The 25,184-nt window shown below is 72.3% G+C and carries 23 protein-coding genes and 1 pseudogene; 14 read left to right on the forward strand and 10 right to left on the reverse strand.

Features of this window, described 5'->3' with window-relative positions; all coding sequences use genetic code 11:
* Positions 1–159: 159 nt before the first annotated feature.
* Both AC07EG_RS39135 and AC07EG_RS39140 read right to left on the reverse strand, forming a co-directional pair.
* A complete protein-coding gene (locus AC07EG_RS39135) occupies positions 160–708 on the reverse strand; it encodes a DJ-1/PfpI family protein (protein ID WP_478258344.1) in 549 nt (182 codons plus the stop codon).
* A 15-nt stretch (positions 709–723) separates the two neighbouring features.
* On the reverse strand, positions 724–1,689 hold the full coding sequence (locus tag AC07EG_RS39140) for a ThuA domain-containing protein (RefSeq protein ID WP_478258345.1): 966 nt from the start codon (positions 1,687–1,689) through the stop codon (positions 724–726).
* Positions 1,690–1,895: 206 nt separating this feature from the next.
* On the opposite strand from AC07EG_RS39140, the gene AC07EG_RS39145 reads away from it, so the two are divergent.
* Together AC07EG_RS39145 and AC07EG_RS39150 are read left to right on the forward strand one after the other, a co-directional pair.
* Positions 1,896–2,642: a FadR/GntR family transcriptional regulator gene (locus AC07EG_RS39145; RefSeq protein WP_478258346.1), complete on the forward strand. Its 747-nt coding sequence runs from the start codon at positions 1,896–1,898 to the stop codon at positions 2,640–2,642.
* Positions 2,643–2,694: 52 nt separating this feature from the next.
* Complete coding sequence (locus AC07EG_RS39150; RefSeq protein ID WP_478258347.1) at positions 2,695–3,504, forward strand: alpha/beta hydrolase; 810 nt, start codon at positions 2,695–2,697, stop codon at positions 3,502–3,504.
* Between the two features lie 7 nt (positions 3,505–3,511).
* Here the strand turns inward: AC07EG_RS39150 and AC07EG_RS39155 are convergent, their stop codons facing one another.
* The gene (locus tag AC07EG_RS39155; RefSeq protein ID WP_478258348.1) at positions 3,512–4,468 is read right to left on the reverse strand and encodes a helix-turn-helix transcriptional regulator; all 957 of its coding nucleotides are present in this window, start codon (positions 4,466–4,468) and stop codon (positions 3,512–3,514) included.
* A 62-nt stretch (positions 4,469–4,530) separates the two neighbouring features.
* Here AC07EG_RS39155 and AC07EG_RS39160 point away from each other — a divergent pair, with 62 nt between their 5' ends.
* Positions 4,531–5,649 (forward strand): epoxide hydrolase family protein, encoded by a 1,119-nt coding sequence (locus AC07EG_RS39160; protein WP_478258349.1) that lies wholly within the window; start codon positions 4,531–4,533, stop codon positions 5,647–5,649.
* Between the two features lie 109 nt (positions 5,650–5,758).
* On the opposite strand, the gene AC07EG_RS39165 is transcribed toward AC07EG_RS39160, so the two are convergent.
* The 3 genes from AC07EG_RS39165 to AC07EG_RS39175 all read right to left on the reverse strand — a co-directional run bounded on the left by AC07EG_RS39165 (position 5,759) and on the right by AC07EG_RS39175 (position 9,336).
* A complete protein-coding gene (locus AC07EG_RS39165; protein ID WP_478258350.1) occupies positions 5,759–6,766 on the reverse strand; it encodes a hemolysin family protein in 1,008 nt (335 codons plus the stop codon).
* Positions 6,763–8,100, reverse strand: a complete 1,338-nt coding sequence (locus AC07EG_RS39170; protein ID WP_478258371.1) for a hemolysin family protein — start codon at positions 8,098–8,100, stop codon at positions 6,763–6,765. The genes AC07EG_RS39165 and AC07EG_RS39170 overlap by 4 nt, the downstream gene beginning before the upstream one ends.
* Positions 8,101–8,664: 564 nt before the next feature.
* On the reverse strand, positions 8,665–9,336 hold the full coding sequence (locus AC07EG_RS39175) for a GntR family transcriptional regulator (RefSeq protein ID WP_478258351.1): 672 nt from the start codon (positions 9,334–9,336) through the stop codon (positions 8,665–8,667).
* 72 nt (positions 9,337–9,408) lie between these two features.
* Between AC07EG_RS39175 and AC07EG_RS39180 the strand changes: the two genes are divergently transcribed.
* The 4 genes and pseudogenes from AC07EG_RS39180 to AC07EG_RS39195 form a co-directional block, all read left to right on the forward strand.
* Complete coding sequence (locus AC07EG_RS39180) at positions 9,409–10,533, forward strand: mandelate racemase/muconate lactonizing enzyme family protein (RefSeq protein WP_478258352.1); 1,125 nt, start codon at positions 9,409–9,411, stop codon at positions 10,531–10,533.
* A gap of 201 nt (positions 10,534–10,734) precedes the next feature.
* Entirely contained in the window at positions 10,735–10,887 is a 153-nt protein-coding gene (locus AC07EG_RS39185; RefSeq protein ID WP_478258353.1) for an SDR family oxidoreductase, read from the forward strand.
* A gap of 30 nt (positions 10,888–10,917) precedes the next feature.
* Positions 10,918–11,448, forward strand: coding sequence for an alpha-amylase family glycosyl hydrolase (locus tag AC07EG_RS39190; protein ID WP_478258372.1), 531 nt, complete (start codon positions 10,918–10,920; stop codon positions 11,446–11,448).
* Positions 11,334–11,726 (forward strand): annotated as a pseudogene (locus tag AC07EG_RS39195) (alpha-amylase family glycosyl hydrolase); the annotation flags it as partial. The gene AC07EG_RS39190 and the pseudogene AC07EG_RS39195, both read left to right, overlap by 115 nt.
* Positions 11,727–11,830: 104 nt before the next feature.
* Here AC07EG_RS39195 and AC07EG_RS39200 read toward each other — a convergent pair.
* A complete protein-coding gene (locus AC07EG_RS39200; RefSeq protein ID WP_478258354.1) occupies positions 11,831–12,556 on the reverse strand; it encodes an SDR family oxidoreductase in 726 nt (241 codons plus the stop codon).
* A gap of 83 nt (positions 12,557–12,639) precedes the next feature.
* Here AC07EG_RS39200 and AC07EG_RS39205 point away from each other — a divergent pair, with 83 nt between their 5' ends.
* Positions 12,640–13,557: a LysR family transcriptional regulator gene (locus AC07EG_RS39205; RefSeq protein WP_478258355.1), complete on the forward strand. Its 918-nt coding sequence runs from the start codon at positions 12,640–12,642 to the stop codon at positions 13,555–13,557.
* A 50-nt stretch (positions 13,558–13,607) separates the two neighbouring features.
* On the opposite strand, the gene AC07EG_RS39210 is transcribed toward AC07EG_RS39205, so the two are convergent.
* Positions 13,608–14,330 carry a MerR family transcriptional regulator gene (locus tag AC07EG_RS39210; protein ID WP_478258356.1) on the reverse strand — a complete coding sequence of 241 codons (723 nt, stop codon included), beginning with the start codon at positions 14,328–14,330 and terminating at the stop codon, positions 13,608–13,610.
* 157 nt (positions 14,331–14,487) lie between these two features.
* Between AC07EG_RS39210 and AC07EG_RS39215 the strand changes: the two genes are divergently transcribed.
* From AC07EG_RS39215 to AC07EG_RS39225, 3 genes are all read left to right on the forward strand, one after another.
* Positions 14,488–16,401: a S9 family peptidase gene (locus AC07EG_RS39215; protein WP_478258357.1), complete on the forward strand. Its 1,914-nt coding sequence runs from the start codon at positions 14,488–14,490 to the stop codon at positions 16,399–16,401.
* 265 nt (positions 16,402–16,666) lie between these two features.
* Complete coding sequence (locus AC07EG_RS39220) at positions 16,667–18,337, forward strand: alpha/beta hydrolase (protein WP_478258358.1); 1,671 nt, start codon at positions 16,667–16,669, stop codon at positions 18,335–18,337.
* A 6-nt stretch (positions 18,338–18,343) separates the two neighbouring features.
* Positions 18,344–19,396, forward strand: a complete 1,053-nt coding sequence (locus AC07EG_RS39225) for a DUF5996 family protein (RefSeq protein WP_478258359.1) — start codon at positions 18,344–18,346, stop codon at positions 19,394–19,396.
* Here AC07EG_RS39225 and AC07EG_RS39230 read toward each other — a convergent pair.
* Together AC07EG_RS39230 and AC07EG_RS39235 are read right to left on the reverse strand one after the other, a co-directional pair.
* Complete coding sequence (locus tag AC07EG_RS39230) at positions 19,306–22,044, reverse strand: ATP-binding protein (protein ID WP_478258360.1); 2,739 nt, start codon at positions 22,042–22,044, stop codon at positions 19,306–19,308. The two genes, AC07EG_RS39225 and AC07EG_RS39230, sit on opposite strands and share 91 nt — an antisense overlap.
* Before the next feature lie 129 nt (positions 22,045–22,173).
* A complete protein-coding gene (locus tag AC07EG_RS39235) occupies positions 22,174–22,638 on the reverse strand; it encodes a MarR family winged helix-turn-helix transcriptional regulator (protein WP_478258361.1) in 465 nt (154 codons plus the stop codon).
* Positions 22,639–22,745: 107 nt separating this feature from the next.
* Between AC07EG_RS39235 and AC07EG_RS39240 the strand changes: the two genes are divergently transcribed.
* Genes AC07EG_RS39240 through AC07EG_RS39250 form a run of 3 tightly spaced genes read left to right on the forward strand, consistent with a single transcriptional unit; the run spans position 22,746 to position 25,179 of the window.
* Complete coding sequence (locus tag AC07EG_RS39240) at positions 22,746–23,408, forward strand: hydrolase (RefSeq protein WP_478258362.1); 663 nt, start codon at positions 22,746–22,748, stop codon at positions 23,406–23,408.
* Between the two features lie 20 nt (positions 23,409–23,428).
* The gene (locus AC07EG_RS39245; RefSeq protein ID WP_478258363.1) at positions 23,429–24,466 is read left to right on the forward strand and encodes an LLM class flavin-dependent oxidoreductase; all 1,038 of its coding nucleotides are present in this window, start codon (positions 23,429–23,431) and stop codon (positions 24,464–24,466) included.
* Positions 24,463–25,179, forward strand: coding sequence for an NADPH-dependent F420 reductase (locus AC07EG_RS39250; RefSeq protein ID WP_478258364.1), 717 nt, complete (start codon positions 24,463–24,465; stop codon positions 25,177–25,179). The genes AC07EG_RS39245 and AC07EG_RS39250 overlap by 4 nt, the downstream gene beginning before the upstream one ends.
* The last annotated feature ends 5 nt before the right edge of the window (positions 25,180–25,184 follow it).

A 25,184-nucleotide genomic window follows, 5' to 3' on the forward strand; every position in this document is an offset into this window, starting at 1 on the left:
GAACTCGAGGAAGCCGGAGAGGCGTCTCTCCCCTCCCTCCTCTTTCTGGCGACCACGCGTTCCTCCCTCCCCCCCCCCCCCCCCCCCCCCTCCCCCTTGCCCCCCCCCCCCCCCCCCCCCCCCCCCCCACCACCTTTCGACCGCGCTACCCGTCAGCGGTCACTTCTCCAGCACCTGCATGAACGCGCGTGACCACTCGGGCAGGTCCGGCCAGCCCCGGCAGGAAACCATGGCGCCGTCCACCACGTCGGGGCCGTCGACGAAAGTGGCCCCCGCGAGTTCCACGTCGGTCTTCAGCGGGGGGAAGGCCGCGGTGGTCCGGCCGCGCAGCAGGCCCAGCGCGGCGGGCACCTGGGCGCCGTGGCAGATCGTGCCGACGGGGAGACCGCGGTCGAAGAAGTGCGTGACGATGCGGGCCACGTCCGGGTCGGTCCGGATGTACTCCGGCGCCCGCCCGCCGGGGATGACCAGCGCGTCGAACTCCGCCGGGTCCACCTCGGCGAAGGCCAGGTCCACCGGCAGCAGGTGGCCGGGCTTTTCGGTGTAGGCGTCGCAGTCGGGCTCGAAGTCGTGGACGACCAGCTTCACCGGGCGGGTGGTGGGAGCGGCCACCACCGCCTCGTGACCGCCCTCGCGCAACCGGAAGACCGGGTACATCGAGTCGAGTTCCTCCGCGGCGTCACCGGTCAGGATCAGCACTCGTGCCATTCTTTCTCCTTCACCTCAGGGCAGGGGCCAGCGTTGGTTGGTGCCGCCGTGGCACGTCCAGATGATGAGCGGTGTGCCGTCGGCGGTGCTACCGCCATTGGCGTCAAGGCACTTGGTGCCGGTGCGCAGGGTGCCGTCGGGTTGCGCGGACCAGTTCTGCGTGCCGTCGCAGGCCGCCAGCTGAACGGTGCTGCCCGCGGCGCTGAGGCACCCGCCCAGCGACCGCCAGGTGCTGCCGTCACGGGTCCACTGCTGGTTCGCGCCGCCGTGGCAGGTCCAGAGCTGCACCTTGGAACCGCTGACGTCGGCGCACTTGCCGCTCGCCCCCACGATCGGGTGGTCACTGCCCATGGCCGAGGGACCGGGGTGGTACGTGGTCTCGTCGGCGGTCACCAGCACGTGCACGTCACCGCGGGCGTTGCGGTTGAAGTCGTACCACTCCTCGGTGCGGTTCCACCGCTGCGGCAACCCCTGCCTGGACGGGTGCGCCTGGTCGGCGACCTTCGCCGTGCCCGCGACCACGGCCGAGTGCTGCGTCATGGTCATCCCGAGCATCTGGTCCCACCACGGGAACTCGCCCTCGATGTTCATGTCCGTCGCGTTGTGGACGGCGACGACGCCCCCGCCGCCGCGCACGTAGTTCTGCACGGCCGCCCGCTGCGCCGCGGTGTTCCAGACCATGCCGGAGGTCTGGAACATGACGACGACGTCGAAAGTGGACAGTGAGGCGCCGGTGAAGACCGCCGAGTCCTCGGAGCGGGTCAGCTGCCACCCGTGCTCCGCGGCCAGTTGCTGGAACATCGCCACCCCGGCCGGGATGGAGTCGTGCCGGAAGCCGGCGGTCTTGGTGAACAGCAGCACCTTCTCACCCGCCGGAGCCGCCGGGGCCGCCGGGGCCGCCGGTCCGGCGGGTGCGGTCACGGTGGGCACCGGCAGCGCGGCGGCGAGGGTGAGCAGCGACCTGGCGATGGCGGGTCTCATGCGTGCCTCCGGGGCAGGCGTGATGGGAGCGCTCCCAACCCGATCCTGGGGAGACCCTCTCGATTTGTGGATGTGTACGGCTCATGGCGGGGACGGTATTGCCTGAATCACACCATAGTCCGGAGTGGCGTCCACCAGTCAAGACCGGAACGCGAACAGATCGGACTCATCGGGAGCTTGGGTCCCTTTGGCGGTAGGATCCTTCGGTGACCGGAGGCCCAGTCGTACCAACGCCAGCCCAGGACGTCTACCGCCCCGGTTACGAGCTGGTGGCCGAGCAGATCCTCCAGCTGATCGCCGAGTCGGGGTTGCGGCCGGGTGACCGGATGCCGACCGAGAAGGACCTGGCGGCCCGGCTGGGGGCGAGCCGGAGCATGGTGCGCGAGGCGGTCAAGATCCTGTCGGCGATCGGGCGGGTGCGGGCGCAGAAGGGGCGCGGCCTCTACGTCGCCGACGACGAGGGCATGCTGGGCTCGGCGCGCTGGGGCGGGTTCTTCCTGCCCGCCGACCTGGACCACGTGTACATGCTGTTCGAATTCCGCCGCGTGCAGGAGATGGCGGCGAGCCGGCTCGCGGCGAACCACGCCACCCCCGCGGAGCTGCGGGCGATCGCGGCGGCGGCCGAGACCTGCCGCCAGGGGCAGGTGACCGGTGAGGCAGCGCTGTTCGACCGCGGTGACGACGAGTTCCACCTGGCGCTCGCGGCCGCCTCGCACAACCAGTTCCTCGTCGCTGCGGTGCGCGAGGCCCGCCGCCTGCAGCGCCAGTCCAACATCATCGGCATGCAGGGGACCGTCGGCGGGCACGCGCCGGAAGCCGTCGCCGAGCACGCGGCGATCCTGCGGGCCGTCCGGGACGGCGATCCGGAGACCGCGGCCCAGGCCACCGCCACCCACCTGGACAACACCCTCGAGGACTACCGGCACGAGATCCAGCGCCGCCTCTTCGGCTGAGGTGGTGGTCACCCGCCGGTGTCGGCGGTGGCTCCCGGGGTAGTCCCGTTGCATGAGTCCCCACGAACGGAGCCGGGTACCCGGTGAACTGGCCGGGCGGGCGGCCCGGACGCTGACCACGGCCGCGCGGGAACACGTCGTGGTCTCGATGCTGGGCATCCCGCGGCTGCTGCGGCACCCCGTCTGGCGGGCGGCGGACCCGGACCGGGGCGCGGGCACCGGGGTCCTGCTGGTGCCGGGCTTCGCCGCGCACGACCACAGCCTGACCCTGACCGCCAGGTGGCTGCGGGCCCGCGGCTACCGCACCACCGGGGCCGCGATCGGGTTCAACGCCGGGTGCACCACTGCCCTGGTCGAGCGCGTCGAACGCCGGCTCGAAGCACACGCCGCGGCCACCGGCGGGCCGGTGGTGCTGCTCGGGCAGAGCCGGGGCGGCACCCTGGCCCGCCTCGCCGCCGCCCGCCGCCCCGAACTGGTCCGCGGTGTGGTCATGCTGGGCAGCCCCGTGGTGGACCCGCTGGGTGCGCAACCCGACGTGCTGCGGTTCGCCAGGTGGCTCGCCCGCCTGTCCGCGGTGGGGGTGCCGGGTTTGGTGGACGAGGACTGCTTCACCGGGGACTGCTTCCGGGACAACGTGGCCGCGCTCGCCGCCCCACTGCCCGTTCCCGTGCTGTCGTTCTACTCGCGTTCGGACGGCATCGTGCCGTGGCGGTCCAGCCTGGACCCGCACGCGGAATGCGTGGAGGTGCACAGCACGCACACCGGAATGGGGTTCGCGCCGGAGGTCTACACCGAACTGGAACCCCGCCTCGCCCAGTGGGCGGCCACGGGCCACGACAACCGGCTGGTCCACGCCTGCTGACGGTCGGTCATTCGCTCCTCCGGCCGGCGGCGCGGGCGTAGCGGTCGGCCAGCTTGGCCAGTTCCGCCACCAGTTCGGGTGGCTCGGTCACCTCGAAGTCGGCGTCGAGCAGGCCGAGGTAGAGCGCCAGCAGTTGCGGTGTGTCCGAGCCGACCGTGACGGTGCAGCCCCGGTCGGTCACCTCGACGATGTCCACCCCGGGTGGCAGCCGGTCGGCCAGTTCACCGGCGGGGGCGTGCACGACGACGGTGGCGCGGAACCGCCAAGTCGCCGTACCGAGACCGCGGGCGACGAACGCGGCGGTGTCGGCCGGTGGTTCCCGCGGGGTGAACCGCGGTCCGGTGGGCACCTTCGGCTCCATCCGGTCGACCCGGAAGGTCCGCCAGTCCTGCCGGTCCACGTCGAAAGCGACGAGGTACCAGCGGCCACGCGCGTGGGCGAGCCGGTGCGGCTCGACGGTGCGCCGGGAACGACCGCCGTTGTGGTCGGCGTAGTCGAACCGCAGCCGCTCGTGGTCGCGGCACACGGCGGCGAGGGTGGTGAGCACGTCCGCGTGCACGCGGGGCTGGTGGTGACCGGGCACCGGGACGGTGGCGGTCTGGAGCGCGTTGACGCGGTGGCGCAGCCGGGACGGCAGGACCTGTTCGAGCTTGGCCAGCGCCCGGACAGCGGTCTCCTCGATGCCGGTCACCGTGTTCGCGGTCCGCAGGCCGACCGCGACCGCGACGGCTTCCTCGTCGTCGAGGAGCAGGGGTGGCATCGCGGCACCCGCCCCGAGCCGGTACCCACCGGCCGCACCGGGGGTGGCGTCGACGGGGTAACCGAGGCCGCGCAGCCGTTCGACGTCGTTGCGGATGGTCCTGGTGGTGACGCCGAGCCGGTCGGCGAGCGCGGGCCCGGTCCAGTCCCGGCGTGCTTGCAGCAGGGACAGCAGCTTCAGCAGGCGAGCGGAGGTGTCCAACACGAGTTGGAGTCTGCCAGCGATCGCGGAACGAACCTTTCCGCAATGCTTCCTAACCTGGCTTCATGACCGAGATCAAGCCGTTCCGCATCCACATCCCGCAGGCCGACCTCGACGACCTCCGGCGTCGTCTCACCGAGGTCCGCTGGCCCGACGAACCACCCGGCATCGCGGCCACCCGCGGGCTTCCGCTCGCCGGCACCCGTGAGCTGGTCGAGCGGTGGCGGAGCGGGTTCGACTGGCGTGCCCAGGAGGAGCGGCTCAACGCCTTCCCGCAGTTCACCACGGAGATCGACGGCCAGGCGATCCACTTCGTGCACGTCCGCTCCGACGCCCCGGACGCCCTGCCCGTGCTGCTGCTCCACGGCTGGCCGAGTTCCTTCGCGGAGTTGCTCGGGCTGGTCGAACCGCTGACCGAGGACGGGTTCGACGTGGTGATCCCCTCACTGCCCGGTTTCGGCTTCTCCACCCCGGTGCGGGAAACCGGCTGGGGCAACCTGTTCCGCGTCGCGTCGGCGTTCGCCGAGCTGATGACCCGGCTCGGTTACGAGCGGTTCGGCGCGCACGGCGGGGACGTCGGCGCGGGGATCACGGGCATGCTGCCGTTCGTGGCACCCGGCCGGGTGGTGGCCACGCACGTCAACGGACCCGGCCCCTACCCGTTCGGCCCACCCGTCGACACCGAAGGGCTGAACGCGGCGGACACGGTTCGTGCCGAACGGTTCAACCAGTTCCAGCGCGACGGCCTCGGTTACCTGCACCTGCAGTCGACCCGCCCCTCGACGCTCGCCTACGCGCTGACCGACTCGCCGGTGGGACAGCTGGCGTGGATCGGGGAGAAGTTCGCCGAGTGGTCGGACGTGCCGGTGGCCGTGGACGACCTGCTGACCACCGTGAGCCTGTACTGGTTCACCCGGTCGGGCGCCTCGGCGGCGCACTTCACCTACGAGGGGATGCAGGCTTATCAGGCGTTCGCCGAGCAGCCGGGTGCGGCCCCGGCCCCGGCCGGCGCCCCGATGGGCGTCGCGGTCTTCGGCACCGACAACTCGATCCGCTCCCTCGTCGACCCGGGGGGCACCGCCGCCCACTGGGCCGAATTCGACCGCGGTGGTCACTTCCCGGCCCTCGAAGTCCCCGACTTGCTGGCGGGCGACCTGCAGGAGTTCTTCCGCGCCTATCGCTGACCACCGCGGCGGAGGCTGCCCACGCGGACGTTGACCGGGTTGGTGACACCGGTCAACGCCCGTGGCTGCTCATCCCGGGAGCGACTGTCGATGCTCGTCCGGGTGCGGGTCAGGCCGTCGCTTCGGTGACGAGCAGGCGGTCGAGCAGGTCCCGCAGGCTGACCAGGCCGGCCAGTTCGCCGCCGGATTCGACCAGTGCCAGGTGGTTGCGGCTCTCGCGCATGGTGTTCAGCGCCCGGAGGACGGCGGTGTCGGCGTCGAAGGTGAGCACCGGCCGCATCAGCTCGCGCGCGGTTCCCGACCGGAGCGCGTCCCGCACGTGGACCACGCCGATCGGGCGGTCGCCGTCCAGGACGACCAGGCGCAGGTGCCCGCTGGACCGCGCGACCTCCCGGATGGTGCCCGCGGTCGCGTCGGCCGCCACCCCGGCGAGTTCGTCCCCGGGCCGGGTGATGTCCCGCAGCGGCCGGGAGTTCAGCTCCAGCGCGGTGGCCAGCTGGTCGCGCCGCTCCGGGGTGAGCGCGCCCGCTTTGGCCGAGTGGTCGACCAGCTGACGCAGGTCTTCCGGGGTGCGCCCGGCGCTGAGCTCGTCGACCGGCTGCACGCCGACCCGGCGCAGGCACCGGTTCGCCAGGTTGTTCAGCGCGATCAGCAACGGCCGGGTCAGGGCCATGAACCCGCGCATCGGCAGCGCCAGCAGGGTGGCCGAGCGCTCCGGGTGCGCGATGGCCCACGACTTGGGCGCCATCTCACCGACCACCAGGTGCAGGAAGGTGACGACCACCAGCGACAGCACGAACGCCACCACGTCGGCGGTGGCCGCGGGCAGGCCCCAGCCCTCCAGCACCGGGGTCAGCACGTCGTGCACGGCCGGTTTGGCGATCGCGCCCAGCGCCAGCGTGCACAGGGTGATGCCGAGCTGCGATCCGGCGAGCAGCAGCGACAGTTCGCGGGCGCTGCGCAGCGCCGCGCGGGCCGACGCACTGGCTTCGGCCGCTTCCTCCAGCCGGTACCGGCGCGCGGCCATCAACGCGAACTCGACGGCGACGAAGAACGCGCTCAGCGCGATGATCGCCGCGGAGACCAGCAGTGCGGTCAGCGGGCTCATGCCGCTCATCGGGTCACCTCCGCATCGGTGTGCACGCCGACCCACAGCACCGCGGGCACGTGCCGCTCCACCTCTCGCACCACCACGGTGATCCGTTCCGCTCCGGCGGGCGAGGCCGCGACCCGCACGGTGTCGCCGGGTTCGGGCAGCCGTTCCAGTTCGGCGATCACCAGGCCGCTGATGGTCTGGTAGTCCCCGCCGGGCAGGTCGTGGCCGAGCAGGCGCTCGATCTCGTCGACGTGCGTGCTGCCCGGCACCACCCAGCCGCCGTTCTCGGCGATGGCCCGGTCCTCGTCCGCGGCGTCGTGCTCGTCGGTGATCTCGCCGACCAGTTCTTCGGCGATGTCCTCCAGGGTGATCACCCCGGCGAAACCGCCGTATTCGTCCATCACGCAGGCGAACTCGTCGTCGGCTTCGCGCAGTCGGGCGAGTACGCCGGGCAGCGGCAGCGACGCGGGAACGACGACCGCTTCGCGCGTCAGTTCGCGCACGGTGAGCGTGGCGTACTCGGTCTCGTCGTGCTCGAGGACGTCGTGCAGCCACAGCACACCGAGCACGTCGTCGACGCTTTCGCCGAGCACCGGCAGCCGGGAATGCCCGCCCACCATCAGGTCGACGGCCTCGCCGACCGTGGCTTCGCCGGAAATCGTGACGACCAGGGGACGGGGGATCATCGCGTGCTCGGCGGTCTGGTCCGGCAGGTCGAGGACGCGGTCGAGCAGGATGGACAGCTCGCGGGACAGGTCACCGCTGTCCCGGGACTCGGCCACGATGTGCTCGAGGTCGCGCGGGGTGGCGGCGTGCTCGACGTCGTGCACCGGCTCGATCCGCAGCGCCTTGAGCAGCAGGTTCGACGCCTTGTCGAACAGGTGGATCAGCCAGCCGAAGGTGGTCAGGTAGAGCCGGGTGGAGAAGGCCAGCTTCCGCGCGGTCGGTTCCGGTTTCGCGATCGCCAGGTTCTTCGGGAACAACTCGCCGAAGAGCATCTGCACCAGCGTCGAGAACACCAGCGCCAGCACGGTGCCCACGGCGACGCCGGCCGCCTGCGGCACGCCGGCCCCGCCGAGCAGGGTGCCGATGCCCGCGCCGATCATCGGCTCGGCCACGTAACCGACGAGCAGGCCGGTCACGGTGATGCCGAGCTGGGCGCCCGACAGCATGAACGAGGTGCGCCGGGTGATGCCGAGCGCGCGTTCGGCACCGCGGTCCCCGGCGGCCGCACGGGCCTTGAGCCGGGAGCGGTCCACGGCCATGTAGCCGAACTCCTGGGCGACGAAGTACCCGGTCGCCGCGGTCAGCAGGAGCACGACGACCACGCCGATGAGGATGTTGACGACCACCATCACCACGACCGGTCCACCCCCCTCCGCCGGCTCGGTACGGATTCGAGGCGTTCACCGGGCGCGGTGCCGGTACTTCGGGACGGGTCCATGATCCTCTCGCGGTCGACGACCGGAATGTCCGGTTGTGCGTAGTACGTACGGCTGAGCCAATCAGTTCCCGCCCGCCGCCACCCCGGATGGAGATCACATCCGGGTATCCGCCCCGCCTGACCACCCGAGTGGGTGACCCGGTGCCGATGATCGATGTGTTCGCCGACGGCCTGACCTGCCTGGTCCTCGGTGCCGCGGCCTGGGCCGTGCTGCTGGTGGTGCTGGCCGGGCACCCGTCGAGCACGGCCTGCTCGTCGCCGTCGGCCTGCTCGGACTCGGACTGCTCGCCCAGGCGGTGGCCGGGGTGGTGCTGGCCACCGCGTGGTCGATGGCCGAACGGACGCGGTGGGGACCGGCTGAACCCGAGCTGTGCCGGGACAGGACCGTTCTGCCCCGGCACGTTCCGGAAGCGGGGAGCTCCGGCTGTCTGGTCCACACGCGACAGTGGGACTCGTTCGTGCAGCGGGCGGCGTGTCAGCGCTCCGCCTGCTCCAGGAGTTGATCGACGGCCACGACGATGTGCTCTTCGAGCGCGGCATCGATTCGCGTCGGATTGCCGGTTCGCAATGTGCCGAGCAGTTCGCGGTGCTCGTCGGCGATCGCCGGCAATCGCCGTGCGGGCCTGCCGAGCCGGAAGAACTGCATGCGGATCCTGGATTCGGCACCCGTCCAAACCTGCAGCGCGTAGGCGGAACCCGCCGATTCGACCAGGTTGCGGTGGAACCCGATGTCCGCTTCGGTGACCCCCCGCAGGTCCCCGCGCCGGGCGGCCTCTGACATCCTCGCCACCTCGGCCTCGAGCACCCGCCAGAGCGGTTCGGGCCCACGGTCCACCGCCGTCCGGGCGGCATGCCGCTCGACGTGCAGCCGGACGGGCAGGAGTACCCCGCGCAGCTCGTCGACGTCCAGCTCGCTGACGAAGGCCCCGCGGTTCGCGTAGTGCACGACCAGTCCTTCCGCCGCCAGCTGTTGCAGCGCCTCGCGCACGGGAGCCGCGCTGGTGCCGAACCGGTCCTTGAGGTGGTTCTGCCGGAGCGGCGCACCGGGCGGCAGCCTGCCGTCGATGATCTCCTCGCGCAGCTGGTCCACCACGGCCGCGCGGGTGGTCCGGACTATCGGGGTCGTCATCGCCACGTCGTCACGCACGGCAAAACCCTAGCATTACCGATTGACGATTATCGATAATCTGTCCTACCTTGCTGCTGGAAGGGAGGCCGGATGAAGATCACCGAGATCAGGACGACGGGACTGCGTGGCGCGACGCCGAAGGGTGGCTGGACCACGGAGCTGCGGCCAGAGGACGTGGTGCACACGATCGTCACGGTGCACACCGAGGACGGTTCGGTGGGCGCGGGCAGCGTCTTCACCAGCGCCCGGCTGGTCGACGCGGCGCTGGAGGTGCTCGAGCCGCTGCTGCTCGGCCGCGACGCGCTGGAACCGGAGCGGCTCACCGAGGACCTGCGCCAGCACACGTTCTGGCTGGGCCGGGGTGGCAGCATCACGCACGCGATCAGCGGCCTCGACATCGCCCTGTGGGACCTGTTCGGGCAGGGCGTCGGCCAGCCGGTGGGCCGGTTGCTCGGAGGCCGCCATCGCGAGCGCGTCATGCCGTATGCCTCGGTGCTGGCCGCGGAACCCCCGGCCCTGGCCGACGAGCTCGGTGCGCTGGTGGCACAGGGCTTCCGCGCGTTCAAGATCGGCTGGGGACCGATCGGCCGGGTGAACGCCCGCACCGATGAGCGGATCGTGCGCGCGGCCCGCGAGGCGATCGGCCCCGACCGGCTGCTCGCCGTGGACGCGGGTGGAAGCGATGCCTACTGGCCGGGCGACCTGAAGTGGGCAATGCGGACCGCCGACCTGCTCACCGCGTACGAAGTGGCCTGGTTCGAGGAGCCGCTGCGCCCGGACGCGCTCGAGGACTTCGCCACCCTGCGCAGCCGGTCCCGGGTGCCGATCGCCGGTGGGGAGGTGCTCACGCGCAGGCAATCGTTCACGCCGTACCTGCGGGCCGGCGCGTTCGACATCGTGCAGCCCGACGTGACGAAGGTCGGCGGTCTCAGCGAAAGCAGGCGCATCGGCTGGCTGGCCGACGAGTTCGGCGGCCGGCTGATCCCGCACGGCTGGAACACCGCCGTCGGCCTCGCGGCCGACCTGCAACTGGCCTCCGCGCTACCGGGCACCGACCTGGTCGAGTACAAGACCGGTTCCGCCTACCTCGACGACCTCCTCACCACGCCGTTCCGCCTCGACGACGACGGGATGTTGCCGATCCCGGACGGACCGGGGCTCGGCATCACCCTCGACCCCGAACGCCTCGCCCGGCACAGCGGAGCGACCGCATGACGACGCGGCGGATGGTGGTCGTTTCAGGCGCGGCGGCGGGCATCGGCAGGGCGCTTCAGTGGTGCTCGCCCGCGAGGCGAGGCAGGCCGGTGCGCCCGCCCCGATCGGGGTGGCGTGCGACGTCACCGACGACGTGGAGGTCCAGGCCGCGTTGGGAACCGCTCGTGCCCGGCTCCACGGAGACCGCTGATGTGGGCTGCCGTGTCGAGGGAAATCCCGCTGGGCAGGCTCGCCGATCCGGAGGAGCCGGCGAAGGCCGCGGCGTGGCTGCTCGGTCCGGACTCGTCCTACGTCACCGGCGCGCACCTGGTCTGCGACGGGGGTGTGCTCGCCCAGGCGTCGGTCAGCTTCTGAACCCGCTAACTGCGCGTGCTCATCGACTTCGTGCCGAACCACACCTCCGACCGGCGTCCCTGGTTCCGGGAAAGCCGCTCGCCGAGGACGAATCCCCGGCGCGACCGGTACGTGTGGCAGGACCCGGCGCCGGACGGCGGCCCGCCGTCGAACTGGACGAGCGCACCAGGCAGTACTACTCGACCGACCGGCAGCACCGCGGCTACGGCACGCACCTGCACCTCCATGACCGGCTGCACCCCGACCTGCACGACCACCTGGGGGAAATCCGCGCCTGCCTCGAACCCGTGCAGCCGGGACACCGGCCGCGATCGGTGGACTGGAGGCACTGCCGTGGGAGCGGTGGAGCCGGTTCTTCGGTCTCCAGCTCGACGAGCTGCCCCTGCCGTTCAACTTCCACACCATCGAGGCGCCCTGGACGGCCGGCGGGTTTCGCGAGAGCAGAAAAAGCGTTGCCGCACGGGGCCTGGCCCAACTACGTGCTGTCCAATCAGGACCGGCCACGGCTGGCGACCCGCAACAGCGAGGCGAGCGCGCGCCTCGCCGCGCTGCTGTTGCTGACCCTGCGCGGCACGCCCACGCCGTACTACGGCGACGAACTCGGCCTGCCCGGCACGACTCTGCCCGAGGCCGAGTGGCAGGACCCGTTGGGACGGGACCAATCCCGCGCCCCCATGCCGTGGAGCCCCGGGCGTTACGGCGGCTTCGGCCCGGAAGGCGGTGCGCCGCCCTGGCTGCCGGTGCGCACCGAGTACAACGTCGACGACCAGCTGCGCGATCCCGGTTCCGTGCTCAACCTCTACCGGAGGTTGCTGGAACTCAGCCGGGCACACCCCGAACTCCGGCACGGGGTTCCCGCGACCTGCCTGGGTTACCCCCGCACCCTCGGCGAGCGAGCCGGCTGTGGTGCGCTTGGGGGACGTGGAGAACCGGGTGCGTCGATCTACCAGGGAACGGTGCCTTCGTCGTCGAAGAAGCCGCCTCGGGGGCCGTCGTCTGGCAGGGTGGCGAGCCGCAGCGCGATCGCGGCGCCTTGTTCGGGGGTTCGCGGTGCGTTGAAGCCGGTGAAGTCGGTCGCGACGTAGCCGGGGCAGCCGGCGTTCACGATGATGTTCGTGTCGGCGAATTGGCGGGCGTACTGGGCGGTGATGCTGTTGAGCATGGATTTCGACGGGGCGTAGGCGGCCATGATCGGGCCGGTCTGCAGCGTCAGCGAGCCCATGGTGCTCGACATGTTGACGATGCGGGGCGAGGCCGCGCGTCGCAGGAGCGGGAGCATCGCGTTGGTCACCCGGATGACGCCGAACACGTTCGTGTCGAGCACGGTCCGGACGACGTCGAGGTCGAGCGTCGTCGGATCCTGCGTGCCGCCGTTGACCGGGCCGGAAATGCCCGCGTTGTTGACGAGTGCGTCGAGCCGTCCCGCGGTCTGTTCCAGGGTGGCTGCCGCGGCGGCGGCGCTGTCGTCGGAGGTGACGTCGAGGGCGACCCCGAACGCTTCGACGTCCGCGGCCCGCAAGCGGCGGACAGCGTCCTCACGCCGGTCACGGTCGCGCGCCCCCACGGCGACGGTGAAACCGAGCGCCCCCAGGCCTTGTGCGATGGCGAAGCCGATTCCCTTGTTCGCGCCGGTGACCAGCGCGGTCTTCGTGTCGTTCACGTGGTTCATGCTCGGCCGGGCGCGTGCTCGTGTCCAAGATCGATCGAGTCAGCTGTGATACCCCCGGGGTATCAGGGGGTTAGGGTTGGGCCGTGGACGATCTCGAGACCCGCGAACTCCGGTACTTCGTCGCTGTCGCCGAGGAACTGCATTTCGGGCGCGCCGCCGTTCGCCTCGGGATCGCCCAGCCACCGCTGTCCCGCGCGATCGGCCAGCTGGAGCGGCGGCTCGGGGTGCAGCTCCTCGACCGCGACCGCCGTGGCGCGGTGCTCACCGACGCCGGCCGGGTGTTGCTCCGTGAGGCGCGGGCGGCCCTCGACGCGGTCGCCGCCGCTGCGCGGCGGACGCGGCGTGCCGGGGACCCGAAACGGGCGCTGGTGCTCGCGACGAAGGCCGGGGCCTCCCACGAGCTGCTGCAACAACTCCTCGACACGCTCGCCGGCGAACCGGGCTCGCCCGAAGTCGAAATCCTGCTGTGCGAGATCGGCGAACAGGCGCAACTGCTCCGGGACGGGCGCGCCGACGTGGCACTCATGCACCGGCCGTTCGACGACCTCGCCGGATTCGACACGGAAGACCTGCACGTCGAAGGGCAGGTCGCGATCCTGCCCGCGCGGCATCCGCTCGCCTCCCGCGATCGACTCGAACTGGCCGAGGTCCGCGACGTGCCGGACCTGCCGATCGCTCGATGGCCTCGCCTCGACGGCTCCTACCCGGACGGCCCCGGGCCGGAGGTGCGCACCCAATCCCAGCTCGCGCAACTGGTGGCGCTGGGCAGGACGCTGCTCGTCATCCCCGCGTCCAGCCGGGCCTGGCAATGGCCTGAACACGTCGCCATCCCGGTCGTCGACGCACCGGAGGTCACCACCGTGATCGCCTGGCCGTCGAACAGCCGCTCCCCGGCGATCGCCTCCCTCGTCCGCTCCGCGGCCGGGCTCCGCACCAGCACCGCGCGGGCAGGCGCGAACGACGAGCGTGTTCGGCGACTGTCCACAGTGACCTTCGATTGAACCGGCCTTTGTGGTCGGTGGGCTGAGCGCGGAATCCAGCCCGTGCCCGGTCAGGTGCCGGACCGCGACAGCCGCTGTTCGACCCGGCGCAGGACGCGGTGCTGCACCGGCCGGAGGTTCTGTTCGCCCAGTTCGTGCAACAGCGCCGTCGCCCGCCGATCGAGCCGGGACAGCTCGTTCAGCTCCGCCGTCATCGATTCCAGCAGGGCAACCAGGTCGTCGACCAGCTCGGCGACGTCGTCTTCGGAGGTGCCGGAATCGAGGGCGTAGAACCGTGCCGCGAGCGGAGCGGTGGTCGAGGTGCCCGTGCTGAGCAGGGTGACCAGTCCGGCGTGGCCCGCCTCGCCGAGCAGGTGCGCGACCAGCAGCAGCTGGTCGTGCTCGTACCGGGCCACGGTGGCCGCGGCCTCCGGCGGGGAGCGGAACGCGGCGAGGTCCGGGGGCAGGTCGGGTGGGGAGCCGGTGCGGCGCAGCTCCGCGATGCTCTCCCGCCGGCTGGTGAGCCGTCCGATCTCGGCGGCGGCCTTCCGATCGAGTTCGTCGAGCAGTTGCCCGGCGGCCGCCGGATCGTCCAGGACCGCCGGGACGCCGGCCAGCGGGACGCCGAGGGCGGTCAACCGGGTGATGCGCAGGAGCCGGACGAGGTGGCCGACGTCGTAGTGCCGGTAGCCACCCACCGACCGCGGCGGTTCGGGCAGCAGGCCGAGCTGGTGGTAGTGGCGCAGCGTGCGGACGGTGACCCCGGCGACCCCGGCGAGTTCACTGCTGAGCACCGGCCCACCCCCTCGACCGGGAATGGTACCCGGCAAGCGGATGTCGCCGTGGTGGCGCGGCGGTCGTGACGAGCTCACACCTTGCGGGTCTTGAGTCCGCCCCGACGTCGGGGTTTCGAATCACGGTCGTCAACACGCCGACCCTTGGAGAAGCCCCGTGACCGACCTGATCACCGTCGAGGAGTTCTTCGCCCCGCCCGCCCGCATCGGTGCCCGGATCTCCCCGGACGGCACCACGGTCGCCTACTTGGCCCCCTGGCGGGACCGGCTCAACGTGTTCGTCCGCGACCTGGACGGCGACTGGCCCGAAACCGACACCCCGGGCGACCCCGCGGTCCGCCGCCTCACCTCCGACGACCACCGCAGCATCGACGCGTTCTGCTGGACCGCCGACTCCCGCCACCTGCTCTACCTCCAGGACACCGACGGTGACGAGAACCACCACCTCCACCGCGCCGACCCGGCCCGCCCCGGGCAACCCGCGGTCGACCTCGTCCCGTTCCCGGGGGTGCGCGTGCTCGGCACGCAACTTTGCGCCGACCGGCCCGCCGCCGCCTTCGTGCAGCTCAACGCCCGCCGGCCCGACCTGATCGACCTGCACGAACTCGACCTCGACACCGGACGGCTGACCCTGCTCGCCGAGAACCCCGGTGACGTCATCAGCTGGCTGCGCACGCCCGCGGGCCGCATCCTGTCCTTCGGCCTCGCCGACGACGGCACCCACCTGCTCTCGGAATGGGCAGGCGGCCGTCCGCGTCCGGTCAGCCGGTTCTCCGGCCTCGACCACCCCTTCGGCATCACGCCCTGCGTCCCGACGCCGGACGGGTCGGGGCTGTGGATCGGGTCGCCCCGCGGCTCGGACCGCACCCGCCTGGTCCGGCTCGACCTCGACACCGGCGAGCAGCTCGGCGTGGACAGCCACCCGGTGTTCGACCTGGACACCCCCCGTCCCGAAGCCGACCCCCGCTTCCCGTCCTCGCTGATCGTGCACCCGGGCACCGGGGAGCTGCTCGGCGCTCGCTACCTCGGCGCGCGGCAGGAGATCCACGCCCTCGACCCGCACTTCGCCGAAGTCCTGCCCCGGCTGGCCGGACTGTCGGACGGCGACCTCGCCCACGTGTCCTGCGACGACGCGGGCCGGTGGTGGGTCGTGGACTTCACCCACGACCGCGACCACCGCGCCACCTGGTGCCACGACCACGCCACCGGCACCGCGCGGCGCCTGTTCCGCCCCCACCCGCACCTCGACCCCGACCGGCTGGCCCCGGTCACCCCGACCGTCGTGCGCTCCCGTGACGGGCTGGACCTGCCCTGCCACCTGACGCTGCCGATCGGCGCCGAGCACCGGGACCTGCCGACCGTGGTGCTGCTGCACGGCGGGCCCTGGTACCGCGACAGCTGGGGCTACGACCCCGAGGTCCAGTTCCTGGCCTCCCGCGGCTACGCGGTTTTGCAGGTCGGCTTCCGGGGCTCGACCGGCTACGGCAAGGCCTTCACCCAGGCCGCGATCGGGCAGTTCGCCGGCCGCATGCACGACGACGTGATCGACGCACTGGACTGGGCCGTCGCGCAGGGCTACACCGACCCCGGCCGCGTCGCGATCTACGGCAGTTCCTACGGCGGTTACGCCGCACTCGTCGGGGCCGCGTTCACCCCGGACCGCTTCGCCGCCGCGATCAGCTACACCGGGATGTCGGACCTCACCGACCTCTCGCGGTCGGTCGTCCCGTTCGCCCGGCGGGCCATCCTGAACACCTACGGCCGCTACATCGGCGACCCGGACGACCCGGCGCAGGAGGCCGACATGCTCGCCCGGTCCCCGATCAGCCGGGTCGGCGACATCACCGCCCCGGTGCTGCTCATCCACGGCGCGAACGACGTCCGCGTCCACCGCAGGAACGCCGACCGGGTCGCCGCCGCGCTGCGCGCCCGCGGCGCCGAGGTGGAATACCTGCTCAACGAGCGCGAGGGCCACTGGTTCGTCAACCCGGACAGCAACATCGAGCTCTACCGCACCCTGGAGCGGTTCCTGGCCCGCCACCTCGGCGGACGCACGAGCGGGGAGGGCTGACCCGTGCCCTCGCCGGGCGCTCCTCCTCGAAGCGCTGACCACGATCAACCTGCGCTCGTCCGACGGTTTCCGCCGGTCCTGGTGGTGATCGGTTGTCCCGGCGCGTTCGCCCCGGAACTCGGCGCCGCTGGTTCACGCCGTGTGCCCAGGCGGGCTTCTGGGCCGGATTCCACCGAGTTCTTGAGCATGCCGCGGGGGCATGGTCTCAACTGGACCTGTCTGCGCAGGCCGACCGGATCCTCCGGTACGAGCAAAGGGGCGGTACATGTACAGGAGATTGCGGCTCGCCGTGGTGATCCCCGCGGTCGCGGGCCTGCTCGCGGGAATGACTCCCGCGCTGGCGAACCCCGGCGCGGTGAACGCCATCGGCATCCCGGCGCGCTACGCCGAACAGGACCTGGCCTGGCATCAGTGCACCGCCGAGGATGTGCCGGATCAACCCGAGACGGCGAAGGTCCTCGAGTGCGCGACGTTCGCGACTCCGCGCAACTGGGAGCGCCCGGATGACCGGCAGGACCTGACGATCGCGATCAGCAGGCTGAAGTCCACCGGGGAGACCACGGCGTCCGTGCTCACCAACCCGGGCGGCCCCGGTGTGGCGGGTCGTTCGTTCCCCGCTTCGCTGAGCAAGCAGGCCAAGCTGCGTGAGCACCAGGAGATCATCGGCATCGACACCCGCGGCACCGGCCGGAGCACGAACGTCTCGTGCGGAGGAGCGGGCGAGGCCAACGAGACCCACGACCCGCGCGACCGCGACCCCCGCAACCTGGACCTGCTCCTGGACGCGCTGGAATTCACCACGAAGACCTGCGAGCGGACCTCCGGCGAACTCGTCGAGTTCATCGACACCTTCCACAACACCAAGGACCTGGACCTGCTGCGGGTCCTGCTCGGCCGGGAGAAGATCAACTGGATCGGCTACTCGGCGGGCACCTGGCTCGGCGCGCACTACGCCCAGCGGTTCCCCGAGCGCGTCGGCCGGTTCGTGCTGGACTCGTCGGTGGACTTCACCTCGACCTGGGCGGCGTCGTTCGACCGGCAGCCCATGGGGTACGAACGCCGCTGGCGGCAGGACTTCCTGCCGTGGGCCGCGGCCCACGACGACCGCTACGGGCTCGGTGCCACCGGCGAGCAGGTCCGGCAGACCTTCGAACAGGTCCGGTACGCGCTGAGCCGCAATCCGATCGAGGTCGGCGGCACCAGGATCGGCCCGGCCGGCCTGGACGCCCGGTTCATCGGCCTGCTCAAGACCAAGCACGCCTTCCCCGGCCTGGCCGACTTCCTGGCCCAGCTCAAGACACTGACCGGGAACGACACGCCCGAGCAGGCCAAGGCGCAGGCCAGGGCGGCGATCGCCGCCGCACCGGCCGAGCCGGACCCCCTCGACACCATGCTCGCCGTCCTGACCGCCGTCAGGTGCAACGACAGCCCCGAAACCGGCAACCGGCAATCGGTGATCCGCAGGTCGCAGCGGTTCCTCGACCAGGGCAAGCTGCTGGCCGGCGGCTACTGGATGTTCCTCCAGAACTGCATCTTCTGGGAGAACCGGCCCCGCCCGCTGCCCACGATGAACGGCAAGGGCGTCCCGCCGGTGGTGATCGTCCAGTCGGTGCACGACCCGGCCACACCCATCGAGGGCGCCCGCAAGGCACACGCCGGGTTCGAGAACTCCCGGCTGCTGACCGTCACCGGCGAGGGCGACCACGGCATCTACGGCTACGGCAACGCGGCCGTGGACAAGGTCGTCGACGCCTACCTGGTCGACGGCGTGGTCCCGGAGGACCAGAGCCTGCCCGGTATGCCGCTGCCCGACCCCTCCTCGCTCTCGACGAGCGTTGGCGCAGCGAATCCGGCGGTCACGGCGGACGACCGATTGACCGACCGATCCGGTGGCGGCCCCGCAGGCCGACACTGGACGCGTGAACCGAGGAAGTGAGAGCCGATGACCATCCCCGCGACGACGAACTGGCCGAGCCTGCGGGTCTCGGACTGGACCGCCACCCGCGACACCCTGCACATGTGGACCCAGATCGTGGGCAAGATCCGCATGGCGCACACCCCGCTGGTCAACCACTGGTGGCAGGTGACCCTGTACGTCAGCGCGCGCGGGCTGACCACCTCGGCCATCCCGCACCGCACCGGCGCCTTCGAGATCGAGTTCGACTTCCTCGGCCACCGGCTCGAAGTCCGCAGCAGCGACGGCGGCGTGCGGAGCTTCCCCCTCCAGCCGATGCCGGTCGCCGAGTTCTACCGCCGGATCCTCCACGTGCTCGGCGAACTCGGCGTCGAGGCGCCGATCCGGCCGCACCCCAACGAGGTGGACCCGGCCATCCCCTTCGCCGAGGACCACGTCCACGCCTCCTACGACGGGGAGGCGGCCACCCTGTTCTGGCGGCAGCTGCTGCAGGCGAACCGGGTGATCGGCGAGTTCCGCTCGCACTTCGTCGGCAAGGTCAGCCCGGTGCACTTCTTCTGGGGCGCGATGGACCTCGCCTGCACCCGTTTCTCCGGGCGGCCGGCTCCGCCGCACCCCGGCGGGGCGCCCAACTGCGGGGACTGGGTGATGGTCGAGGGCTACTCCCGCGAGCTGTCCAGCTGCGGTTTCTGGCCCGGCGGTGGTGAGGAAGGGGCGTTCTACGCCTACGCCTACCCCGCCCCCGAAGGGTTCGCCGAGCAGCCCGCCGGCCCCGAAGGCGCTTTCTACAGCACCGAGTTCCAGCAGTTCCTGCTGCCCTACGAGGTCGCCCGCGCCGCCCCCCGACCCCGATCGCGTGGTCGCCGAGTTCCTCCACGCCACCTACGAAGCCGCCGCGGACCTCGGGAACTGGGACCGCGCCGCACTGGAGGACAACCCCTTCCGGTGGCACGGGACCTCGGCGCCGCGAAGCACCGGCTGAACCCGGATCAGCCGGTCACCGGCGGCCGGAGCCGCAGGTCGCCGTCGAAGTCGATGCCGGCCAGCTCGGTGCGGGAGGCGAGGCCGAGCTTGGCGTAGACGCTGGCCAGGTGGTGGCCGACCGTGCGCGGGCTGATCAGCAGCTGTGCCGCGATCTCCCGGTTGGTCAGCCGGCCCGCGGCCAGCTGCGCCACCCGCAGCTCCTGCGCGGTCAGCCCGGCCGCGGTCGGCGGAGCGGCCACGCGGGGAGCGGCCCGGCGTTCGGTGAGGGCCTGCTCGCGCGCCGCCCGCGCCCGCAGGGGTTCCGCCCCCAGGCGCTCGAAGATCGCGGCCGCTCCGGCGAGCTGGAACCGGGCGTCGGCCCGGCGGCGTGCGCGCCGCAGCCACTCCCCGTACGCCAGCCGCGTGCGGGCCAGCTCGAACGGCTGGCTCCCCGAGCCTTCGACGGCCAGCGCGGCCCGGAACGAGTCCTCAGCCGCCGGTCCGCCGGCGACGAGTGCCCGGAGCCGGTGGGCGGCCAGCCGCGCCCAGGTCGCGCCGGTTCGCCGCGCCCACTGCTCCACCGTCGCGACCTGCGGCTCGACGACCTCACCGCGGCCGGCCTGCACCGCCGCCTCGACGGTGTCCACGGCGGCGAACAGCGCGAAGGTCGGGTGCGCGGCTTCGTGGCCGGGCTCGGCGAGGCACCGCAGGTCGTGCAGCGCCTCCTGCGGGCGGCCGTCGAACAACGCCGCCCGGCCGCGCTGCCAGTACGCCGACGCGCTGAGCGCCCGCACCCCGCGCGGAACCGAAACCCGCAGGATCCGGGTGGCGAGTTCGTCGACGGCGCGCACGTCACCACGGGCGGCGGCCAGGACGCTGAGGCAGGCTCGGCTCTGCGTGGCGACGTGGTCCGCCCCGACCTCCTCGGCCAGCCGCAGTGCCTCGGCCGCCGCGGATCCGGCGGCGTCCCAGCGGCCCGCGGTGGTGTCGAGGACCGCGAGCTGGGCCAGCACCAGCGCCAGCGCGGGGAGTTCGTGACGGCGCCGCAGCTGGACGGCCTGCGCGCGCAGCACGTCGAGCAACCCGCCTTCGACGCCCCAGACCTGGACCAGCGGCACGGGCGGGAGCAGTTCCCACGCGGCGGTGCCGAGCCGATCGACCGCGTCACCGCCCAGGTCCGGGGTGGCCGGGGTGCGCTCACCGGTCTGGTCGTAGCAGGACCACCAGTTCCGCAGCACGGGCAGCAGGGCCGACAGGGCCGGGTCGGCGTCGGTGTGCACGGCCCGCACCCGCTGCAGCGCCTGCTGCTGGAGGTCGGGCCGGCCGGCCGACCACGCGGCGCGGACCGCCACCGTGCCCAGCTCCACCGCACGGCGGGCCTCGGACACCACGGCCATGTCGGAGACCAGGTAGCGCTGGGCGCGCTCGGGCACGCCGTAGGCGAATTCGAGGATCCCGCGCAGCCCGCCGCTCAGCCGGGCGACGGACGCCACCCCGGCCAAGCGCTCCGCCTCTTCGAGCAGGTGCCGTGCGGCCCCGGCGTCGCCGGAGTCCCACGCGGCGCGAGCGGCACCGGCCAGCCGGCGCGCGGCCGCGGCGGGGACCGGCGACAGCTCCGCCGCCCGGCGCAGCGTGCGAGCCGCCGTCGGGCCCGCACTGCGCCGCAGGCACTGTGCCGCGGCCTGCTCCAGCAGGGCGGCGACCTCCTCGTCCGGCCCGTCGGCGGCGGCGGCCAGGTGCCAGGCCCGCTCCTCGGTGGCGTTCGCGGGCAGGGCGGCGGCCAGCGCCCGGTGCGCGGCCTGCCGGTCCAGGAAGGCCGCGCCGTCGTAGACGGCCGCCCGGACGAGCGGGTGCCGGAACTCCAGCCGGGCCCCCGAGTCGCGCAGCAGGCCGGAGCGCAGCGCCTCCTCCCAGGTGGAGCTGTCGACGCCCCAGCCGGAGCCGGCCCGGTGCAGGAGGTGGCGGTCGCCCCGGTCCTCGGCGGCGGCCAGCAGCAGCAGCGACCGGGTCGCCGGTTTCAGGGCCTCGACCCGGGTGCAGAACGCCTGCCGCAGCCGTGGCCCGACCGGCGTCGGCTCGCCGCCGGTCTCGCGTTCGAGGGTGGGCAGTTCGTGCAGCGCCAGCGGGTTGCCGCCGGCCACCCGGACCGCGTGGTCGACCAGCGCTTCACCGGCGCCCGGCGCGACGGCGTCGACCAGGCGTCGTGCGTCCTCGTCGGCCAGCCCCGTGACCTCCATCGCCGGCAACCCCTCCCACGGTCCCGACGCGGGGTTCTCGTGCCCGGTGAGCAGAACCAGGACCGGCTCCGTCGTCACCCGGCGCGCGAGGAAACCGAGGCACTGCGCGGTCGCCTCGTCGATCCACTGGGCGTCGTCCACCACGACGAGCACCGGTCGCTCCCGGGCCAGCCCGCTGACCAGCGACAGCACGGCCGCGCCGAGGAGGAACCGGTTCGCCGTGCCCGAGCTCAGCCCCAGCGCCCCGCGCAACGCCGTGGCCTGCGGCGCGGGGAGCGCGTCCAGCCGGTCCACCACCGGCCACAGCAGCTCGTGCAACGCCGCGAACGCGAGCCCCGACTCCATCCGGGTGCCCCGGCACCGCAGCACCGTCGCCTCGGACGCCATCCCGGCGGCGTGCTCCAGCAGGGCCGTCTTGCCGATCCCCGGCTCACCCCACAGCACGAGCCCGGAACCCGCGCCGCCCGCCGCCCGTTCCAGCAGCCGCGCCAAGGCCGCGGTCTCGGCGCGCCGCCCGAACAGCTCCATGTCTTCACTCCAGATCCTCGCGCACCCAGCCCGATTCGCGGAGCCGGCGGCGACCGATTCGATGGCCGATCCGGTGCGGCCCGTGGTGGCCGAGACTCAGCCCGTGACTCCTTCACCCGGCCGCGCCGGTCACCCGTCGTCGTCGGGGAGCCGGTCGAGGACCCGTGCCAGCGCGGGTCCGATGACCTCGAGTTCGGCCTCGGTGAGCGCGTCGAAGAAGTGCTCCCGGACGGCGGCGACGTGTGCGGGAGCGGCGGCGACGATGGCCGCGCGGCCCGCGTCGGTGAGCCGGACCATGGACCCGCGCGCGTCCTCGCTGCACTCCTCGCGGGCGACCAGGCCGCGCTTCTCCATCCGGCTGACCTGGTGGGAGACGCGGCTGCGCTCCCAGCCGACCAGCCGGCCGAGGTCCCGCGCCCGCAGCAACCCGTCCGGGGCCTCCGACAGCGGGACCAGCAGGGTGTACTCCGCGCCGGACAGCCCCGCCGATTCGTCCAGCCGGCGCTCCATCACCGCGGTCACCCGTTGCAGCACACCGATGATCCCGCGCCACACGAGCGCTTCCCGCTCGTCGAGCCACCGCACCTCACCCATGCGCCCGAGCCTAGCACTTGATGTTGACGTGTCACGAAAAACTGGATATATGTAGACGCGTCAACAAAATTCCAGCCGTCCGATCCCCGAGAAGAAGGAGATGTGCCATGCGCGCCAAGAAGTCAGGGCTCGACGCCTTGCTGACCCCGGAGGAGAGCGTCCTGCTGCTGATCGACCACCAGCCGTTCCAGTTCGCCAACCTCCACAGCCACGAACCGACGATGGTGGTCAACAACGCCGTCGGGCTCGCGAAGGCCGCCAAGGTGTTCGGCGTCCCGACGATCCTGACCACCGTGCTCGAGGAGCGCGGCGGCTACCTGATCCAGGGCCTGCAGGACGTCTTCCCGGAGCAGAAGCCGATCAACCGGACCCTGATCAACACCTGGGAGGACAGCCGCGTGGTGGACGCGGTGCGGGCGACCGGGCGCCGGAAGCTGATCATCGCGGGTCTCTGGACGGAGGTCTGCGTGGCCATGCCGGCCATCCACGCCCTCGACGACGACTACGCCGTCTACGTGGTGACCGACGCCTCCGGCGGGGCGTCGGCCGAAGCGCACGACATGGCCGTGCGGCGCATGACCCAGGCCGGGGTGGTGCCGATCACCTGGAACGCCGTGGTGGCCGAACTGCAGCGCGACTGGGCCCGCGAAGCGACCATCCCGGCGCTGGCGGAAATCCTTTCCCAGCACGGTGGCGGCACGGGAGTCGCCTTCGGCTGGGAGACGCAACTGCTCAACACCCCCGCCCCCGCCACAGCCACCCGCGCGTAGCCGCGACCAGGAGCAGCCCGATGAATGACCTCGTGTTCGGCCTCGACAACTTCGGCGACGTGCCCGAAGACGACTCCGGCGTCCCCGTCTCCCACGCCGAGGCGATCCGCCAGGTCGTCACCGAGGCGGTCCTCGCCGACGAAATCGGCGTCGACGCCCTCGCCCTCGGCGAGCACCACCGGCCCGAGTACGCGATCTCCACCCCCGAGACGGTGCTCGCCGGTATCGCCGGCCGCACCTCCCGCATCCGCCTCGGTTCCGGCGTCACCGTGCTCAGCTCCGACGACCCGGTGCGGGTCTTCCAGCGCTTCGCCACCCTCGACGCGCTCTCCTCGGGCCGCGCCGAGGTGATCCTCGGGCGCGGTTCGTTCACCGAGTCGTTCCCCCTGTTCGGCTACGACCTGGCCGACTACGAGGTGCTCTTCGAGGAGAAGCTCGAACTGTTCGTCCAGCTCCTCGACGAGAAGCCGGTCACCTGGACCGGCACCGTGCGCGCCCCGCTCGACCACGCCGACGTGTACCCGAAGACCGATTCCGGGCACCTGGCCACCTGGGTCGGGGTCGGTGGTTCACCGCAGTCGGTCCTGCGCACCGCCCGCCACGGCCTGCCGCTCATGCTCGCCATCATCGGCGGCCCGCCCGCGCGGTTCCGCCCGCTCGTCGACCTCTACCACCGCGCCACCGAGCAGCTCGCCACCCCCGCGTGGCCGATCGGCGTGCACTCCCCGGGCTTCATCGCCGACACCGACGAGCGGGCCAGGGAAATCCACTACCCGCGTTACAAGGTGATCCGGGACCGCATCGGCGCCCAGCGCGGCTGGCCACCGCTTCGCCGCGAGGAGTACGAGGCCGATCTCGACCACGGGTCGCTCTACGTCGGCTCGCCGGAGACCGTGGCGCGCAAGATCGCCCGCACCGTCCAGACCCTCGGCGCCGGCCGGTTCGACCTGGTCTACGCCACGGGTTCGCAGCCGATGAGCGCCCGCCTGCGGGCCGTCGAGCTGTACGGCACCCGGGTCGTCCCCATGGTCCGCGACCTCCTCAGCGAGGCGGGATGAGCACCACCGTCGCGATCCTGGGGGCGGGCAAGGTCGGTACCGTGCTCGCCCGGCTCGCCGTGGCCGCGGGGTACCGGGTGCTCGTCGCCGGTTCCGGCGACCCGGCGAAGATCGCGCTCATCGTCCAGGTCGTCACACCCGGCGCGACCGCGGCGACCGCCGCCGAGGCGGCCGCGCAGGCGGACATCGTCATCCTCGCCCTCCCGCTGGGCAAGCACCGCACCATCCCCGCCGACGCGCTGCGCGGAAAGCTCGTCGTCGATGCGATGAACTACTGGTGGGAAACCGACGGTCTCCGCGACGACCTCACCGACCCGCGCACCTCCTCCAGCGAGATCGTGCAAGCTTTCCTGTCCGGCGCCAGGGTGGTCAAGGCGTTCAACCACCTGGGTTACCACGAGCTGGAGGACCGAGCCCGCCCGGCCGGAACCCCCGGCCGGGCAGCGATCGCCATCGCGGGCGACGACGATGCCGATGTCACCGCTGTCGCGCAGCTCGTCGACGCACTCGGCTTCGACCCCGTCCGGGCGGGGCCGCTGGCCGAAGGCGTCCGCTTCGAGCCCGGCACCGAGTTGTTCGGCGCGACCGTCGACGCCGCCGAGGTCCGCGCCAAGCTCGACCGTTTCGCCGACTCCGCGCGTGGCCGGGAGGTCGCCCAGGCCCGCCTCGACCGGCAGGAGTCGCCGCCGGCAGCGGGCAGAACGCCACCCTGATTCGG

This window comes from Amycolatopsis sp. NPDC045836, assembly GCF_056431745.1.

What these genes read in the sequence shown, in the direction of transcription:
- AC07EG_RS39220 (WP_478258358.1), top strand. Translation starts at nt 16,667, where the DNA reads ATGTACAGGAGATTGCGGCTCGCCGTGGTGATCCCCGCGGTCGCGGGC.
- AC07EG_RS39250 (WP_478258364.1), top strand. Translation starts at nt 24,463, where the DNA reads ATGAGCACCACCGTCGCGATCCTGGGGGCGGGCAAGGTCGGTACCGTG.
- AC07EG_RS39180 (WP_478258352.1), top strand. Translation starts at nt 9,409, where the DNA reads ATGAAGATCACCGAGATCAGGACGACGGGACTGCGTGGCGCGACGCCG.
- AC07EG_RS39235 (WP_478258361.1), bottom strand. Translation starts at nt 22,638, where the DNA reads ATGGGTGAGGTGCGGTGGCTCGACGAGCGGGAAGCGCTCGTGTGGCGC.
- AC07EG_RS39135 (WP_478258344.1), bottom strand. Translation starts at nt 708, where the DNA reads ATGGCACGAGTGCTGATCCTGACCGGTGACGCCGCGGAGGAACTCGAC.
- AC07EG_RS39140 (WP_478258345.1), bottom strand. Translation starts at nt 1,689, where the DNA reads ATGAGACCCGCCATCGCCAGGTCGCTGCTCACCCTCGCCGCCGCGCTG.
- AC07EG_RS39240 (WP_478258362.1), top strand. Translation starts at nt 22,746, where the DNA reads ATGCGCGCCAAGAAGTCAGGGCTCGACGCCTTGCTGACCCCGGAGGAG.
- AC07EG_RS39150 (WP_478258347.1), top strand. Translation starts at nt 2,695, where the DNA reads ATGAGTCCCCACGAACGGAGCCGGGTACCCGGTGAACTGGCCGGGCGG.
- AC07EG_RS39245 (WP_478258363.1), top strand. Translation starts at nt 23,429, where the DNA reads ATGAATGACCTCGTGTTCGGCCTCGACAACTTCGGCGACGTGCCCGAA.
- AC07EG_RS39170 (WP_478258371.1), bottom strand. Translation starts at nt 8,100, where the DNA reads ATGGTGGTCGTCAACATCCTCATCGGCGTGGTCGTCGTGCTCCTGCTG.
- AC07EG_RS39165 (WP_478258350.1), bottom strand. Translation starts at nt 6,766, where the DNA reads ATGAGCGGCATGAGCCCGCTGACCGCACTGCTGGTCTCCGCGGCGATC.
- AC07EG_RS39230 (WP_478258360.1), bottom strand. Translation starts at nt 22,044, where the DNA reads ATGGAGCTGTTCGGGCGGCGCGCCGAGACCGCGGCCTTGGCGCGGCTG.
- AC07EG_RS39160 (WP_478258349.1), top strand. Translation starts at nt 4,531, where the DNA reads ATGACCGAGATCAAGCCGTTCCGCATCCACATCCCGCAGGCCGACCTC.
- AC07EG_RS39225 (WP_478258359.1), top strand. Translation starts at nt 18,344, where the DNA reads ATGACCATCCCCGCGACGACGAACTGGCCGAGCCTGCGGGTCTCGGAC.
- AC07EG_RS39200 (WP_478258354.1), bottom strand. Translation starts at nt 12,556, where the DNA reads ATGAACCACGTGAACGACACGAAGACCGCGCTGGTCACCGGCGCGAAC.